Source organism: Pseudomonas sp. LBUM1661, from assembly GCF_059695925.1.
Window position 1 is genome coordinate 2,304,081 of sequence record NZ_CP166794.1, and the last position, 16,057, is coordinate 2,320,137.

The 16,057-nt window shown below is 59.4% G+C and carries 10 protein-coding genes and 1 tRNA gene; 6 read left to right on the forward strand and 5 right to left on the reverse strand.

From position 1 onward, the window contains the following. The first annotated feature begins 22 nt into the window (after positions 1–22). The 4 genes from pheT to ACA057_RS10675 all read left to right on the forward strand — a co-directional run bounded on the left by pheT (position 23) and on the right by ACA057_RS10675 (position 3,213). Complete coding sequence (gene pheT, locus ACA057_RS10660; RefSeq protein WP_497348103.1) at positions 23–2,404, forward strand: phenylalanine--tRNA ligase subunit beta; 2,382 nt, start codon at positions 23–25, stop codon at positions 2,402–2,404. Between the two features lie 3 nt (positions 2,405–2,407). Continuing rightward, positions 2,408–2,710: an integration host factor subunit alpha gene (ihfA, locus tag ACA057_RS10665; protein WP_002553164.1), complete on the forward strand. Its 303-nt coding sequence runs from the start codon at positions 2,408–2,410 to the stop codon at positions 2,708–2,710. Beyond that, complete coding sequence (locus tag ACA057_RS10670; RefSeq protein WP_003179985.1) at positions 2,691–3,047, forward strand: MerR family transcriptional regulator; 357 nt, start codon at positions 2,691–2,693, stop codon at positions 3,045–3,047. The genes ihfA and ACA057_RS10670 overlap by 20 nt, the downstream gene beginning before the upstream one ends. Positions 3,048–3,136: 89 nt before the next feature. Next, positions 3,137–3,213 (forward strand) — tRNA-Pro (locus ACA057_RS10675). A gap of 933 nt (positions 3,214–4,146) precedes the next feature. Here the strand turns inward: ACA057_RS10675 and ACA057_RS10680 are convergent. The 5 genes from ACA057_RS10680 to ACA057_RS10700 all read right to left on the reverse strand — a co-directional run bounded on the left by ACA057_RS10680 (position 4,147) and on the right by ACA057_RS10700 (position 13,222). Continuing rightward, positions 4,147–7,242: an efflux RND transporter permease subunit gene (locus ACA057_RS10680; protein ID WP_497348105.1), complete on the reverse strand. Its 3,096-nt coding sequence runs from the start codon at positions 7,240–7,242 to the stop codon at positions 4,147–4,149. Beyond that, on the reverse strand, positions 7,239–8,336 hold the full coding sequence (locus ACA057_RS10685; protein WP_497348107.1) for an efflux RND transporter periplasmic adaptor subunit: 1,098 nt from the start codon (positions 8,334–8,336) through the stop codon (positions 7,239–7,241). Before ACA057_RS10685 ends, ACA057_RS10680 begins: the two co-directional genes overlap by 4 nt. Before the next feature lie 30 nt (positions 8,337–8,366). Then, positions 8,367–9,830, reverse strand: coding sequence for a TolC family protein (locus tag ACA057_RS10690; RefSeq protein WP_497348109.1), 1,464 nt, complete (start codon positions 9,828–9,830; stop codon positions 8,367–8,369). Between the two features lie 165 nt (positions 9,831–9,995). Further along, positions 9,996–10,211: a hypothetical protein gene (locus ACA057_RS10695; protein ID WP_497348111.1), complete on the reverse strand. Its 216-nt coding sequence runs from the start codon at positions 10,209–10,211 to the stop codon at positions 9,996–9,998. Between the two features lie 113 nt (positions 10,212–10,324). Next, a complete protein-coding gene (locus tag ACA057_RS10700; RefSeq protein WP_497348113.1) occupies positions 10,325–13,222 on the reverse strand; it encodes an AAA family ATPase in 2,898 nt (965 codons plus the stop codon). 387 nt (positions 13,223–13,609) lie between these two features. On the opposite strand from ACA057_RS10700, the gene mhpA reads away from it, so the two are divergent. Both mhpA and ACA057_RS10710 read left to right on the forward strand, forming a co-directional pair. Next, positions 13,610–15,268 (forward strand): bifunctional 3-(3-hydroxy-phenyl)propionate/3-hydroxycinnamic acid hydroxylase MhpA, encoded by a 1,659-nt coding sequence (gene mhpA / locus ACA057_RS10705; RefSeq protein WP_497348115.1) that lies wholly within the window; start codon positions 13,610–13,612, stop codon positions 15,266–15,268. A 2-nt stretch (positions 15,269–15,270) separates the two neighbouring features. Next, positions 15,271–15,918, forward strand: a complete 648-nt coding sequence (locus ACA057_RS10710) for a TetR/AcrR family transcriptional regulator (protein ID WP_497348117.1) — start codon at positions 15,271–15,273, stop codon at positions 15,916–15,918. The last annotated feature ends 139 nt before the right edge of the window (positions 15,919–16,057 follow it).

The following is a 16,057-nucleotide window of genomic DNA, read 5'->3' on the forward strand; positions in this document are numbered from 1 at the left end:
AACGAATTCTTAGGAGAGCAGGATGAAATTCAGTGAACAATGGCTGCGTGGCTGGGTAAGCCCGCAGGTAAGTCGCGACGAGCTGGTTGCTCGTCTGTCGATGGCCGGTCTTGAGGTCGATAGCGTTACGCTGGCCGCCGGCGAATTCACCGGTGTGGTGGTGGGCGAGGTGCTGAGCACCGAGCAGCACCCCGACGCCGACAAGTTGCGTGTTTGCCAGGTCAGCAATGGCTCGGAGACCTTTCAGGTCGTCTGCGGCGCGCCAAACGTACGCCCGGGCCTGAAGATCCCGTTCGCCATGATCGGTGCCGAGCTGCCAGGCGACTTCAAAATCAAGAAAGCCAAGCTGCGTGGCGTTGAGTCCAACGGCATGCTGTGCTCGCAAGCCGAACTGCAAGTCGGTGAAGGCAACGATGGCCTGATGGAATTGCCGGCCGATGCGCCAGTGGGTCAGGACATTCGTGAATACCTGAGCCTGGACGACGCCAGCATCGAGGTCGACCTGACCCCGAACCGCGGCGACTGCCTGTCCCTGGCCGGTCTGGCCCGTGAAGTCGGCGCGCTGTACGACGCCGAAGTCACCCGTCCGATCGTTCCAGTCGTGCCAGCCGTGCACGACGAAGTGCGTTCGATCGAAGTCCTGGCGCCGGCGGCTTGCCCGCGTTACCTGGGCCGTGTGATCCGTAACGTCGACCTGTCCAAGCCGACGCCGCTGTGGATGGTTGAGCGTCTGCGTCGCGCCGACGTGCGCAGCATCGACGCTGCCGTCGACATCACCAACTACGTGATGCTGGAGCTGGGTCAACCGCTGCACGCCTTCGATCTCGCCGAAATCAATGGCGGCATCCGTGTGCGCATGGCCGAAGAGGGCGAGAAGCTGGTGCTGCTCGACGGTCAGGAAGTCAGCCTGCGTAGCGATACGCTGGTGATTGCCGACCACACCCGCGCCTTGGCTATCGCCGGCGTCATGGGGGGCGAGCACAGCGGCGTCAACACCGCGACTACCCGCGACATTTTCCTCGAAAGCGCGTTCTTCGATCAGATTGCTGTCGCTGGCAAGGCCCGTTCCTACGGCCTGCACACCGATGCCTCGCACCGTTACGAGCGTGGCGTGGACTGGCAACTCGCCCGTGAAGCCATGGAGCGCGCCACTGGCCTGCTGCTGGAGATCACGGGTGGCGAAGCCGGCCCGGTCATCGAAACCGTGAGCGAGCAGCACCTGCCGAAAATCGCGCCGGTGACCCTGCGTGCCGCGCGCATCACCCAGATGCTGGGCATGGAAATGGATTCGGCCGAAGTAGAGCGTCTGCTCAACGCTTTGGGCCTGAGCGTTTCGGCCGATGGGGCAGGGCAATGGCAAGTCGCAGTGCCAAGCCATCGCTTCGATATCAGCCTTGAGGTTGATCTGATCGAAGAACTGGCCCGTCTGTACGGTTACAACCGTCTGCCGGTCCGCTACCCGCAAGCCCGTCTGGCGCCGCAAGCCAAGGCCGAAGCGCGTAGCGATCTGCCTGAGTTGCGCCGTCTGCTGGTCGCCCGTGGTTACCAGGAAGCGATCACCTACAGCTTCATCGATCCGAAACAGTTCGAGTTGTTTAATCCGGGTGTGGAACCGCTGCTGCTGGCCAACCCGATTTCCAACGACATGGCCGCTATGCGTTCGTCCCTGTGGCCGGGCCTGGTCAAGGCGCTTCAGCACAACCTGAACCGTCAACAGGACCGCGTCCGCCTGTTCGAAAGCGGCCTGCGTTTCGTCGGTCAGCTGGAAGGCTTGAAACAAGAGCCGATGCTGGCCGGTGTGGTTTGCGGCAGCCGCCTGCCGGAAGGCTGGGCACAAGGTCGCGATGTCGTCGACTTCTTCGACGTCAAGGCTGACGTGGAAGCGGTGCTGGGCTTTGCCGGTGCGCTGGATTCGTTCACTTTCGTGCCGGGCAACCACCCTGCGTTGCACCCGGGTCAAACCGCGCGCATCGAACGTGAAGGGCGTCTGGTCGGTTACGTCGGTGCCATCCACCCTGAACTGTCGAAAACCCTAGGTCTCGACCGTCCGGTCTTCGTGTTCGAGCTGGTTCTGGCGGAAGTGGCATTGGGTAAAATGCCTAAATTCCAAGAGTTATCGCGTTTTCCTGAAGTGCGTCGTGACCTTGCACTGATCGCCGAAAAAGACGTCGCGGCCAGTGCGGTACTGGACGTAATCCGTGAAAATGCAGGCGAATGGCTGACAGACCTCAGGCTATTTGACGTGTATCAGGGTAAAGGCATTGATCCTGATAGAAAAAGCCTTGCAGTTGGCTTGACCTGGCAGCATCCATCGCGCACTCTTAATGACGATGAGGTGAATACCACGACGCAAAACATCCTCACCTCGCTCGAACAAAGGTTGAACGCCACGTTAAGGAAGTGACGTATGGGGGCTCTGACGAAAGCTGAGATGGCGGAACGTCTGTATGAAGAGCTGGGCCTGAATAAACGGGAGGCCAAGGAATTGGTCGAACTGTTTTTTGAAGAAATCAGGCACGCTCTTGAAGACAACGAACAAGTCAAATTGTCCGGTTTCGGCAATTTCGACCTTCGGGACAAACGCCAGCGGCCTGGCCGCAATCCGAAAACGGGTGAAGAAATCCCGATCACGGCTCGCCGTGTGGTCACCTTTCGTCCAGGGCAGAAGTTGAAGGCCCGAGTTGAGGCTTATGCTGGAACCAAGTCATAACGACGAACTTCCCGTCATCCCCGGCAAACGCTACTTCACCATTGGTGAAGTCAGCGAGCTGTGTGCGGTAAAACCACACGTGCTGCGCTACTGGGAGCAGGAGTTTCCTCAACTCAACCCCGTCAAGCGCCGCGGAAACCGCCGGTATTATCAGCGACAAGACGTGCTGATGATCCGGCAGATCCGCGCGCTTCTTTACGATCAGGGGTTCACCATCGGCGGCGCACGCTTGCGATTGTCCGGCGATGAAGCCAAAGACGACACCACCCAATACAAGCAAATGATTCGCCAGATGATCGCCGAACTGGAAGATGTTCTGGTGGTACTCAAGAAATAAAATCCTGCTTTTAAATACTTCCAGTTTTCAAAAGCTTGCGATATATTCTTGAGCGTTCTTCGAGATGAAGGACGAGTTTCACGCCTAGTCGGGGCGTAGCGCAGTCCGGTAGCGCACTAGCATGGGGTGCTAGGGGTCGAGTGTTCGAATCACTCCGTCCCGACCATATTATTCAATGACTTAGCCCGGTTCGGAAACGACTGGGCTTTTTCATGCCTGCGATTTGGCTGTTCTGGTAGTGAAATGGTAGTGTGAGTTCGCGCCGCTTTTGGCCCTTTTTCGCGCTTCCATTGGCACCAATCCTGTCTGATATTTCTCTTCCTTTCTCAGCTTTTTCGCATGTCAGATAGCCTTGCCAAAAGCCCTGTTTCCGGGCGATTAGGGCGTTTTTCCTCAGGGCTCCGCGGCGCTAAACCCTGGAAGCTCAGTTCCGATTCTTCGTTCTTAAAGGTCACCATCCCAAATCAGCGAAACCGGCTGTACGTCACGCGGGCCGTGCCTTTGAAGACAAACGGAAGCAGCGAAAGCCGGACTTCCGATTGTGCGCTAGGGAAACGGAACAGAGCGCGGGGGGGGGCGGGGAGGGTGGTTGGGCAATCGCCAGGTCTGTGGAAGGTCTCTAGTCGCCGGACGAGCCCTTTGATCACAAGGCCCAAGGGCCGATTTGGAATCAAACCATCGCGTCCGAGAGCCTGCCTCATACCTCCAAATTCGACGTTTTTGGGCCCAAACCGCAGTGCCAAACAGACCGCAAATTCACCCGACTTCTTGCTGTTTTGGTGACAAACCATTTTGCAGGTAGTTGGCACCGATTGAGTGCCGCTGAACCCTCGAAAGATCCGTCGGCCGCGGCTTCTAGCGGTCAGCTCGGAATCTCTTGCAAGGTCCTGGTCGGTGCCAAATCCGCTGCTAACTCACAGTTAAGCGCTCAATGCCAGTCAGCACGCTGCTGGGTAAAAAATAAGATGGGGCCTGTTCGTCGAAGCTCAGATTGACGATGAGTGCGCGAAGCAGGGCCACAGGAGGTCGGATCGTTCGTTACCTGCGGAAATTGCACGAGCGACCTCCAGCGGTAAGGGCTCGTGCAATTCCGGTGCTTCTACTCAGGAACCAGGGAGGTGGCTGTCGTTACTTGCTGTGCGTCAGTCGTCTGGACACGACGGACCTTGAACCATGCTGCGTACAACGCGGGAACAAAGAAAATCGTTAGCAGTGTCGCCACGGTGAGACCGCCCATGATCGCGATCGCCATCGGTCCCCAGAACACACTTCGCGTGAGCGGGACCATTGCGAGTACGGTGGCCAGCGCCGTCAGCATCACCGGACGGGCTCGGTGAATGGCGGCATCCAGCACAGCATTCCACGGGTCGCGCCCCTCGGCGATCTCGATTTGTATTTGATCGATCAGGATCACCGCGTTGCGCATGATCATGCCACCCAGTGCGATGATGCCCAGGATCGCGACGAAGCCCAGCGGCGATTGAAACATAAGCAGCGCGGGCACTACACCGATCAGGCCCAGCGGTGCAGTCAGCATCACCATCCACATGCGGGAGAAGTTCTGCAATTGCAGCATGAGCAATAGCAGGATAGTCACCAGCATCAACGGGGCTACCGCGAGCAGCGCCTTGTTGGCCTTGTCACTTTCCTCAACCGCTCCACCTATATCGATGCGGTATCCGGTCGGCAGCTTGGCTTCAATGTCCTTGAGCAACGGCAGGATTTCCTGCGTCACCGAGACACCCTGTTCACCATCCTTCACGTCCGCACGCACTGTGATCGCCATGTCGCGGTTGCGGCGCCACAGTACCGGTTCTTCCAGTTCAGCGCGCACCTGGGCGACTTGCGACAGCGGCACCACGGTGCCCTGGCGTGTGTAAAGGTTGATGTTTTTCAGTGTGTCGAGGTTCAAGCGTTCCTCTGGGACGGCACGGGCCACGATGTCGATCAGGTCCTCGCGCTCACGCAGCTGCGACAGGGTTGCGCCGTTCATCACGGTCTGGGTCGCCAACGACACGTCGGCCGGGGTGAGGCCAAGCGCACTCGCCTTGTCCTGATCAAGCTCCACCTTCAGCGTACGCACCGGGTCGTTCCAGTCCAACTGGAGGTCGCGCACCTTTTGGTTAGATGCGACTACCTTCTCCACGTCTCGGGCGATCTTGCGCACCACTTGGGTATCGGGGCCTACCACGCGGAACTGTACTGGGTAGCCAACGGGTGGCCCCAACTCTAGCCGAGTCACGCGTATCCACGCTTGTGGGAATTGTTGGTTTGCCGAGTCCACCAGCCGGGCACGTACTCGCTCGCGTGCATCCAGATCTTTGGTCATCACAACAAACTGAGCGAAACCCGGATTGGGCAGCTCGGGGTTGAGTGAGAGGTAAAAGCGCGGTGCGCCGGCGCCGGTGTAGGCAGTATAGAAACGCACGTCCTCATCCTTCGCCAGGATCTCCTCCATGTGCTTGACCTGCTCGGTTGTCGCGGCAAACGAGGAGCCTTCCTTGACACGCAGGTCTATCACCAGCTCAGGACGCGAACTGTTGGGAAAGAATTGCTGCGGCACGAGCTTGATACAGGCCAGAGCAAGCACCAGAGCGCCCACAGTCGCACCAATGACCACCCAGCGGCGCTCGATGGCGGCGTCGATCAAGCGGCGCAGGCTGCGGTAAAACTTGGTGTCGTGCGGATCAGCGTGCTGATGCGAGCCCAAGTCGTTGGGCAGCATCTTGACCGCCAGGTACGGGGTGAAGATGCCCGAACAGATCCACGAGAACAGCACCGCGGCGCCGACAATCCAGAAAATGCCCCCTGCGTACTCGCCGGTGGTGGATTTCGACAGGCCGATCGGCAGGAAGCCTACGACTGTGATCAGCGCACCGGTTAGACGCGGCATGGCGGTGGACTGGTAAGAGAAGGCGGCGGCCTTCACGCGGTCCATGCCGGTTTCCATCTTCGCCACCATCATCTCGATAGCGATGATGGCGTCATCCACCAGCAGTCCCAACGCGATAATCAGTGAGCCGAGCGAGATACGCTCAAGGTTCCAGCCCATCGCCAGCATCACCAGCGCCACACCACCCAGCACCAACGGCACCGTGGCCGCGACCACGAGGCCAGCGCGCCAGCCCAGGCTGGCTAGACTTACTGCAATCACGATGACCAGCGCCTCGACCAGCGCGCGCCCAAAGTCCAGGATTGCATCCCGTACCGTGGTGGGCTGATCGGCCACCAACTCCAGCTCCACACCATGCGGAAGCTCCGACTGGATCTTGGTGACGGCTGTGTCCATCGCCTTGCCGAGATCCACGATGTTGCCGTCACTGGTCATCGTGATACCGAGCATCAGTACGGGTTGGCCGTTGTGACGTACCGTGTAGGTCGGCGGATCCTCGAAGCCACGGGTAACGGTCGCGACGTCGCCCAGCTTGATCAGCCGTCCGCTCGCGGAGATCGGCACGTTGCGGATGGCTTCCTCGCTAGCGAATTGGCCACTCACGCGCACCATGACGCGGTCGCCATGCGTGTCGATCTGGCCTGCGGGCAGCATGGCGTTCTGGCTCTTGAGGCTTTCGGCAATGGCCAGCGGTGTAATGCCCAACGCTGCCAGGCGCTCGTGAGAGAATTCGACGTAGACACGCTTGGCCTGCTTGCCGATGAGATCTATCTTCTTGACCATCGGCACCTTCAGCATCTGGCGCTTGATGTCCTCAGCCGCGTCCGACAACTCGGCGTGGCCGATGCCGTCGCCTTTGACCGCATACATCAGGCCATACACGTCGCCGTACTCATCGTTCAGGATCGGGCCGATCACGCCGTCTGGCATCTCCAGGCTCAAATCGTTGAGCTTTTTGCGCGCCTGGTACCAAGCCTCGCGCTGGTCAGCCTTGGAAGTGCCGCCGCGGACGGTGAGCGTCATGCCGGCATAGCCTTGCCGCGCATAAGTAACGACTTTCTCGAAGTTGTCGATCTGCTCGAATTTCTTCTCCATGCGGTTGAGGACCTGGTCCTGCAACTGCTGGGCATTGGCGCCCGGCCAGATGACCATAGCGGTCATGGAGGGCACAGAAAAGTTCGGGTCTTCCAGTTGGCCAAGCCGGGTGAAACTGAAGGCCCCGGCTACTGCAACGACGAGTAGCATGAACAGGACAATGGCGCGGTGGCGCAATGCCCAGTCGGTGAGATTGAAGTTGCTCATCGGGCGGCCTGCTGCGTGGTGTCTTTTTCATCGATTGCGACATTGCGGAAGACGACTTTTAGTCCGGAGGTCATCTTCTGTACACCGGCAGTAACGACCAATGTGCCAGCCCGCGGTCCAGTGACGAGCACCTCGTCATTGCGATAGCCCCAGACGGCCACACGCTCCAAATCGACAAGACCTTCCGACGAGACCGTCCAAAGCGCTGGTTGCCCACCGCTTTGCGTGAGTGCCGTCGCCGGTACCGCTGCCACTGCGACACTGCTCATCACGCGCTCGGCCGTGACCGTGGCAGTGGCACCCAGTGGCAGGGCCTTGGCTGGTTTAAGTCGAGCGCGGTAGGTGCGCGTTTGCGTTGCAGCCTGTGGCGACAATTCGCGCAAGATGGCATCGAAGCTTTCGTTTGGCGCACTGGCCAACGCACCTTTGAAATGCGCCTCCTTGAAGACAGACAACTGGTCTTCGGGGACATCGATAACGACCTCAGATTCGTCCGGATTGGCAATCGAAATAATCGGTTGGCCTTCCGCCACAACCTGTCCCGCTTCGATGCGTACCGCCGTGACTACGCCGCTACGGGAGGCGCGCAGTACGGTGTACTTTAGGCGGTTGCGCGCAATCTCAAGCTTTCGCGCCTCAGCCTCGGCGGTCGCACGCGTGGTCTGGGCATTGGTATGTGCACGCTCATCGTCAGCCGCGCTGACTGAACCATCCGTCTTCAGGGCCGTTAAGCGCTGACGATCGGATTCAGCCTGGCGCGTCTGCTCCACGGCAGCGGACCACTGCTGTTGCGACGCTTCCTCCGCGAGACGGTAGTCGCTGTCATCCAGCACAGCCAGTATGTCGCCTTCGTGCACCAACTGACCCACGTCGACCTTGCGTTGGGCAACCTTGCCGCCCACAAGGAAGGATTGCTCGACTTCGTGGCGCGACTGCACGGTGCCCACATAGCGGCTGACGTCGCGGGCATTGTCATAGTTGATTTCAACGGTACGTACCGCTCTGGGGGCCGGCACGGACGGCTGATCCGGGCTGCACGCGCACAGCAAAGCAGCGACGGCCAAGACGCCAGCCGCAGTAAGGGAATTCTTCAAGACGGTTCCTCTTTGGAAAACGACAGATAATTAGGAAAGTGGAGGCCGATCGGCTTTGGTGGATGCGGTTGGATTGGCAGGTTTTTCGAACACCTGCCAGCCCCCGCCTAGTGCCTTGTAGAGCTGCACGCTATCGAGCAGGAGTCGGGTGTTGCTTTCGTTGGAATTCAGGCGTGCCGCCAGTCGCGCCCGCTGCGAATCCAGCAAAGGCAACAGGTCAATCTGCCCGCGGTTATAGAGCGACTGGGCGCGACTTTGAGCCGACTCCGCGGATGCAGCGGCCAATTGCAACGACCCCGAGCGGCGGCGCTCCTGCGCAAGCGTGACAAGGGCGTTTTCCACATCCTCAAGCGCACGCACGATGCCGTCCTCAGCGCGAAGTACTGCCTCTTTTTGAGAGCTTTCGGCCGCATCATTGATTGCTTGCGTGCGTCCTGCGTTGAACAGCGGCATCGCCAGCAGACCCGCGACATTGGTGAAGCGCGCAGCCCCAAGATCGGCACCGTTCAGGTTCAGGCCCTGGCGGCCGAAGGACGCACCGAGAAAGAGTTGGGGGAACCACTCAGCTTTCGCTTGCTGGCGACGCGCATTGGCGGCATCCAGCTGCGCCATCAACGCCAGGACGTCAGGTCGGCGTTGTAGCAATTCGGCCGGCTGCCCAGGCTTGGCCTCAGGCACATCCGTCATTTCGCTGCTTGAAGGCTGAATGTTGGTGGTGTTGAAAGACTGGTCGGCGATCAGTACCGCGATACGGTGACGTGCCACCGCCGCTTGGGTTTCCAGAGGTGGTATTTGCGCCCGCGCCGATAAGGCGTCGGTCTGCGCGCGCTCGACGTCGAACGCGGATGCGAGCCCCACCTGTTGACGCGCAGTAACCAGCCGCAGCGTCTCGTCCTGCATCGCCGAGATAGCGCGCAATGTTGCAACCTGGCGCTGGGCCCCGACCAGGGTGAAATAGTTGCTGACGACATCGCTCATCACCAGCAGGCGCACGCCGCGCATGCTGTGCTCCGCGGCTAATGCATCGGCATCCGCCGCCGCGGCACCGGCTCGCAGGCGGCCACTCAGGTCGAGTTCCCACGAGACGTCCAAGCCCATACTGGCGGTCTTGGTATCCGGATACCCCTGTTTTACTGCCGAATTGAAGCCGGTGCTGCGGTCACTGCCAGAGACTGAAGCACCGACGCTTGGAAGCAGCCAGGACTGGCTGACTGTTTCTCCAGCACGCGCGGCACGCAGCCGTTCGGCGGCAATTTTGACATCGCGGTTCTCCCGCGCGGCTCGACGCACCAGGTCCGTCAGCAATGGGTCGTGGTAAACCTCCCACCAGGCCGCCTCGGGCTCCATCTCGGACGCCGTACTGGCGGCGAAGTTGTTCGGCACGTCGACCGAGGGTTTGAGGACCGGTGTGGAGCAGCCAGAAAGGGCGAAGGCGATCGATGTGGCCAAGGCAGCCGCCATGGCAAACGCGGTGGGGCACTTGGTACGTTGCAAGGTTGTCCCACCGGCATGGCAAGGCAGCGGATGGGGGGTGGAAAGTCGCGGCATCAGAAATGGACTCGTGTAGTTCGAGGTGGCGTCAGCGTAGGGGGACTGTGTAGGCAAAGTCGTCAGCGAACCGTCAGCGTTCGGTCGCGATGCGCTTTGTGCGGGAAAGGTTCATTCACTGTCGTTTTCTATCGCCTGCTCACTGGCTGCTGTCGCCAGATCCGCACCAAGCGACTCCAGCAACTCTTCGCCGGACGAGAACTCGCGCTGACGCCCGGTGACCAGGTTTTCCAAGCGACCGGCCAGGGCGCCCGGTTCGGCATCACTGCGCAGCTTGACGACGTATGCGCGGCGGCTCGGGTATTTGGATTCAGGGTTGAGGCTCATCGCAGACCTGGGGATCAAGAAGGTTCGATGCCAGCGTAAGCCGTCCTCTAGGGCGAGTCGTAAGCGAAAGGTCAGACTTCGGTCGGATCACCTTCGCTCCCACAAGCGTCACTTCAAGCCCGCTTAGCAGCCTCAAGCAGCGAGCGTGCACGTTTTACCTGTTCGGTTCCGTGCGTTTCGGGCAATTGATCAATCAGCATGGCCAATGCCTGGTGATCCTCAGGCGCGGCATCGTGGTACTCACACAATTCAACCAGCGCGAGCAGCTCCAGCCATGATGCTTCTTGGGCGCGTGCCTCCTCAATCGCACGCCGCACCGCCGCTTTGCTGGCGTCCGACCGACCCTGAGCACGCGCGAGTGCGGCCTTCAGAAGCAAGAGCTGCGGCAGGTATACACGCTCCCCCAATTCCTCACCTATACGGAATGCTTCCTGCAATTCGACTTGCGCTGCGTCGTAATCACCCGCTAGGAGTAGCGCCTCGGCGGCGTAGCCGAGTACTTCGCTAGCACCGGAGCGCATACCGAGTCCGGTGTGTTCCTCGTAGGCCTCACGGATGTGCCGGTAGCCATCTCGCGGCGCCCCGTTGCGCGCGTCGGCCCACCCGCGCCACCAGCGACAAGCCGTACGACCGAGTGCGAGCGAATACTCAACGACGAGCTTTTGCATGCTGTCAGCCAGCTCTGCTACCCGCACAGGGTTTCCCAGACGTACCTCGATCAACACCTCCTGCCAGGTAGCGACCAGCAACGTCATGGGTTGTCGGAGCGTATGTGCGCGGTTTCGGGCTTGCTGCAAATGGTTACGCCCTTGCTCAATCAGCCCAGATCGCACCAGCTCGATGGCCAGCATACCGTGCAGCATGACCTGTGGATCAGTCGCAAAGATCTCGTTTGTCCCTATGCCCAGCGGCTCGGCGATCGCGAGGGCGCGTTCTAGCCAGTTGCGTGTCGTGTTCGTGCGACCCTGGAGGTGATGCACCTCACCCTGAACAATGCACGCAGCAAGCATGAGCGCTTGATCGTTTGCGTTCAAAGAGAGCGCTTCAGCACGCTCTGCCACTTCTAAAGCCTGTGAATAGTCGCCGCGCAGACCGAGCAGATAGCCGAACCCATGTAGGAGGCGACCGCGCATGGGGTGCTCGGGTACATCCGCGAGCAAGGTGTATGCCCGTTCGAAAGCGCCCTTGGCTTTGCTGCCGACACCGAACATGTGGAAGGCCGAAACTCCCTGCAACGTGGCCAAGGTAATTTCGAGCGTGTCGCGCTCCGTCCCGCCGGGAGCCTGCATAAGCAGGATTAGGCCACGCTCGGTGAGGCCGATGCACAAGTCCGGGCTGAAGTGCAGTAGTGCGGCTTCTGCGGCCTCGGCGTAATAGCGCAGCGCAAGCATCGGCTGCCGAGCACGATCGAAATGCATCGCCAGTTCCGAAGCTGCAACCGGCGTACCAGCGGTGCGCTCACTTTCGAGGGCAGTGCCAACTTGGCGATGGAGATCGATGCGCAATGCGCGCGGCGTGCGCTCGTACAACACCTGGCGAAAAAGGGCGTGGCGGAACGAGTAAGGCAGCTCGACCGCTTCGTCAACATCGGGTATCCGCGATTGTGTGAGCCATACCTGCTCACGCATCAGGTCCTCACAGGCGCCGATCACCGAAGAGAGATTGCGCTCTAGGGCGAGCGAAACTGTCTCAGTCCGGAAATCGGACCCGCACACCGCAGCTGCGCAGAGAAGTGCTCGTTGTTCGGGAGCTAGCTTGGCAATGTAGTGATCGATGATGGCCGCAAGGTTGTCGGGAACCGCCAGGTCGGCCAGCCGAGCTTCGATGGTGGTTTCGTCCTCTTTTACATCCATCACTTCACTGATGATTGAGGAAACGAACAACGGCACGCCGTCAGTCCGGTCGTGCAGGGCGCGCACGAAGGCTTCATCACGTGCCAGTGAGGCTGAACGCAGCGCCACAAAGTCGGCGACTTCAGTTTCCGAAAATGGGTCGAGCACCACTTCCTCGCACAGGCGTTGCAAACGAAGTTCATGGCGCAACGAACTGAGCGGGTGGTCAAGCGCCACCACTTCGGCAAGGCGAAAGCTTGACAGCCACATGAGCCGTGCGGGGCCACGGCGGCGGGCCATGTAGTTAATCAGCTGAACCGTCGCCCGGTCGCTCCAATGCAGGTCTTCGGTCACCAGTAACAGCGGGCGCAGCTCTGTGTAGCGGTCCAACAGTTCACCAAACTCCCTCAGCATGCGTTCCGGGCCGACACCGGCCAGTTCACGCCGCAAGGCGTCACGCTGCTCCGTGCTACTCAGCCACGGCAATTGCAACAGCCAGGTGGGTGCCACTTCGCGCAATAACGCCGGCAGAGTCGGTTCGCTGCGGCACAGGTCGGCCAACGCCTCCAGTACCGGCAGGTACGGTTCGCCGGTGCCAAAGTGCTCCATACAATGGCCACGTGCGCAGGCGATACCGCTAAGGCCGGCAAGAAAATGCTCGATCAATGTGGTCTTGCCGATCCCCGGTTCTCCAGCTAGCCAAACTACTGCCCGCTGACCGCCACTAACCCGCTCCCACGTCCGTTGCAGCCTGGCGACTTCTGCAATGCGACCGATGAATGACGGCAACTGAGGTATGTCGGTCGGCGGAACCACCGTGGATGCAGGAGACACCGAAGCAGCAAGGGGCGACACGGCAATGAAGCGATAGCCGCGCCGCGACACCGTCTCAATAAAGCGAGGGTGCTTGGGGTCATCGCCTAACACCTTGCGCAGGTCACTAATGGCCGTTTTCAGGACCGAATCACTGACAAACCGATGTCCCCATACCTCGTCCAGCAAAGCGTCCTTGGATACCAATGACCCTGGCTGGCGGGCAAGCACACATAACAACTGGAACGGAGTCGGCGCCAAAGCCACCGCTTGCCCGGCGCGGAACAAGCAAGCGTTGGCCTCATCGAGTTCGAACTCGCCAAAGCCCAGCAGGACGGGGGTTGGATGGGGCAGCGGACGGGCCACGGGTAATTCCTAAAAACTTAAAACATGGTGCTGAAAATTCGCACGGTATCGATCGTCTTCGATCTAGCGTCGGTCCCTCGCAGTGACGCGCTTTAGTCATGAGTCACTGTTCCCATGACACCCCTGATCGATCCGGACGCCAAGCGTCGTCGGTCGGAAACTGGTGTACCAAAAACTTCATGCCACGAGCCTTGTTTGCCTAATTACGGCCAGTAACACCTGGCCTCTGCGCCGGTTCGTTCGACGACATCACGGCTTTTCAATGACCTCAAATAATTATGACAAATAAATCAATATTGAAATATCTCTCATTTTTGCTTATTTTGATTCTGCTTAACGATGAGACCTATGCGCCTCACGATTTCAATCACAACAAGGGCTCGCGAGATGAACAACAACAAGAAAGATTCCGAATTGCCTCCCTCCGTCGTCGACGTGCTGGTCGTCGGTAATGGCCCGGTAGGTGCGACAATTGCGGCGCTGCTCGGCCGCTACGGGGTTACTACCCTGGTGCTGGACAAGCTCTACGACATCGTACTGATGCCTCGTGCCATTGCCCTGGACAACGAGGCCCTGCGCATCCTGCAATTAGCCGGATTGTCAGAGGACGCTTTCGAGAAGATCGTGATCCCTGAAGTGAAGATGCACTCTCCGGTCCTCGGCCAATTTGGTCGCGCCAATACCGAAGGATGCATCGACGGCCATCCCAAGCTTGTGACCTTCTATCAACCCGATCTGGAACGCGCGATGCGTGGCCAGGTTTCCCGACTGAAATCAGTGACCAGTCTGGGTGGTTTTGAGCTGGAAAGTCTGGTTGAGGAAGCGGATTGCGTGGTCGCTACCGTGCGGGATGAGAATGGGCACTCGCATGCTGTTCGCGCTCAATACCTGATTGGTGCAGACGGTGCCAGCTCCCGGGTTAGGGCGCTGATCGGCCAGGAATTTGAAGGACAAACCTATGCTGAGGATTGGCTGATTGTCGATGCCAAGAATCGGCATCAGTCAGCCATTGATCACATTGAGTTTATCTGTGATCCACGGCGACCCACGCCGCACATGCCCGCCCCCGGTGGCAGGGAACGCTGGGAATTCATGCTGCAACCCGGCGAATCACGAGAGGAGTTGGAAAGCCCAGAAAGCATCGCCCGGCTCATAGCCCCCTGGGTCAATCCGTTGGAACTGGAAATCGAGCGCAAAGCGGTGTATCGATTCCACGCTCGATGCTGCAACCGGTTTAGTAAGGGGCGTACGTTTCTCGTTGGCGACGCCGCGCACATCACCCCTCCTTTCGTCGGGCAAGGTCTCGTAGCGGGCCTTCGGGATGGTGCCAACCTGGCCTGGAAGCTGGCTTGGGTCCTTCGTGGCCACGCCGCGCCCGCGATACTCGAAACCTATGACGTTGAACGCCGCCCGCATGCTCAGGCAATGATCAACCTGGCAAAAATGATGGGCCGTCTGGTGATGCCCAAGAACAAGATCGCAGCGTTCTTCATCCACGGCTTGATGCGCATGCTGGGATTGACTCCCGCCACCAGGAGGTATTTCGAGCAGTTGGACATCAAGCCGAAAAACACCTTCAAGCACGGTTTGTTCGTACAGCATCGGCGAGGTGACAAGCTGGTACGTGGCAGCCTGTTTCCCCAAGCCTGGGTTCGTACCCTGCAAAAGCAGATCACGCTGAGTGACGATGCTTTGGGAAATAACCTTACCCTGGTTGGATTCGGCGTTGACCCTTTATCACTGCTATCCACAGATCAGATCGTTGCTTGGGAAAAGATGGGGGGCCACTTCCTGGAAGTCAGACCCCGCGGCCTACGCTCCAGCGGCCGTTGTGACTTCATCGAAGACATGAACCATGAGATCCTGCCGCTGGCTGCAAAAGGAACATTGGTCGCCGTTCGTCCTGACCGTATCATCATGCACCACCTCCCTGGCACAGAGGCCAGCAGTCTTTTTCAAGACTGCCGGGATCTGCTGATGAGTGATGACGCCACTGCTGACAGGGTTTCCAGTACCATCAACGAGCCGATTAGATTACGAGCTTGATCATGCATTCCCCCACACCTCCTTTAGAACCCGCGGCACCAGAACCTCTCACCCGGGGGCACAAGAAGCGTGCGCGCACCCGTCGCGGTCTTATGGACGCGGCATTGCGCCTTGTCGCACGTAAGGAGGCTGGGGAAATCACACTGCTTGAGGTAGCCGCGGAGGCAGAGGTATCCAACGGCACCATCTACAACTATTTCCGAACGCGCGACGAAGTCTTCGAAGCAGTGGGCATTGCCATGGCCGCGGAGTTTTCTGATGCCATTTCTGTCCTGAACGCGGACGTGCTCTGCGGAGCGCAGCGGCTTTCGATTGGTGTACGCATGTTTGTATGTCGGGCTGCGACTGACCACCAATGGGCGAATGCGCTGCTGCGCATCATTCATTTCGACCAGGCCATGCGCTCGCGTCTGGCTGTCCATGTGCTTGGCGATCTGCGTGACGGTCTGCGTGCAGGAACTTTGGCATATGAGGAGGAGGGGGTTGCCCTGGATCTGGTCTTATCGTGCACAACCGGAGCGATGCGCTCAGTTGTCGATGGACGGGCTGTGGTGGAGCATGATGTGCGGGTCGCCGAAATGATTCTCCAGGCGTTGGGCGTAACGCCTGCCAAAGCCCGGAAAATCGCCGCCAAGCCACTACCTCGGTAACTGCACAAACCTGCCATCCATTTGCATTCATCTATCCAGCTATTTGCATAGGGTTTGACGAGCATGCTTCGTGGTCCTGACCGGCATAGGACGACCCATAGCGGACTCTCAAGAGTGGCGCCGAATGGCTGTGAAGACG

Bases quoted from the DNA above. Each gene is read 5' to 3' on its own strand.
- pheT (WP_497348103.1), top strand. From the start codon at position 23: ATGAAATTCAGTGAACAATGGCTGCGTGGCTGGGTAAGCCCGCAGGTA.
- ihfA (WP_002553164.1), top strand. From the start codon at position 2,408: ATGGGGGCTCTGACGAAAGCTGAGATGGCGGAACGTCTGTATGAAGAG.
- ACA057_RS10670 (WP_003179985.1), top strand. From the start codon at position 2,691: ATGCTGGAACCAAGTCATAACGACGAACTTCCCGTCATCCCCGGCAAA.
- ACA057_RS10680 (WP_497348105.1), bottom strand. From the start codon at position 7,242: ATGAGCAACTTCAATCTCACCGACTGGGCATTGCGCCACCGCGCCATT.
- ACA057_RS10695 (WP_497348111.1), bottom strand. From the start codon at position 10,211: ATGAGCCTCAACCCTGAATCCAAATACCCGAGCCGCCGCGCATACGTC.
- mhpA (WP_497348115.1), top strand. From the start codon at position 13,610: ATGAACAACAACAAGAAAGATTCCGAATTGCCTCCCTCCGTCGTCGAC.
- ACA057_RS10710 (WP_497348117.1), top strand. From the start codon at position 15,271: ATGCATTCCCCCACACCTCCTTTAGAACCCGCGGCACCAGAACCTCTC.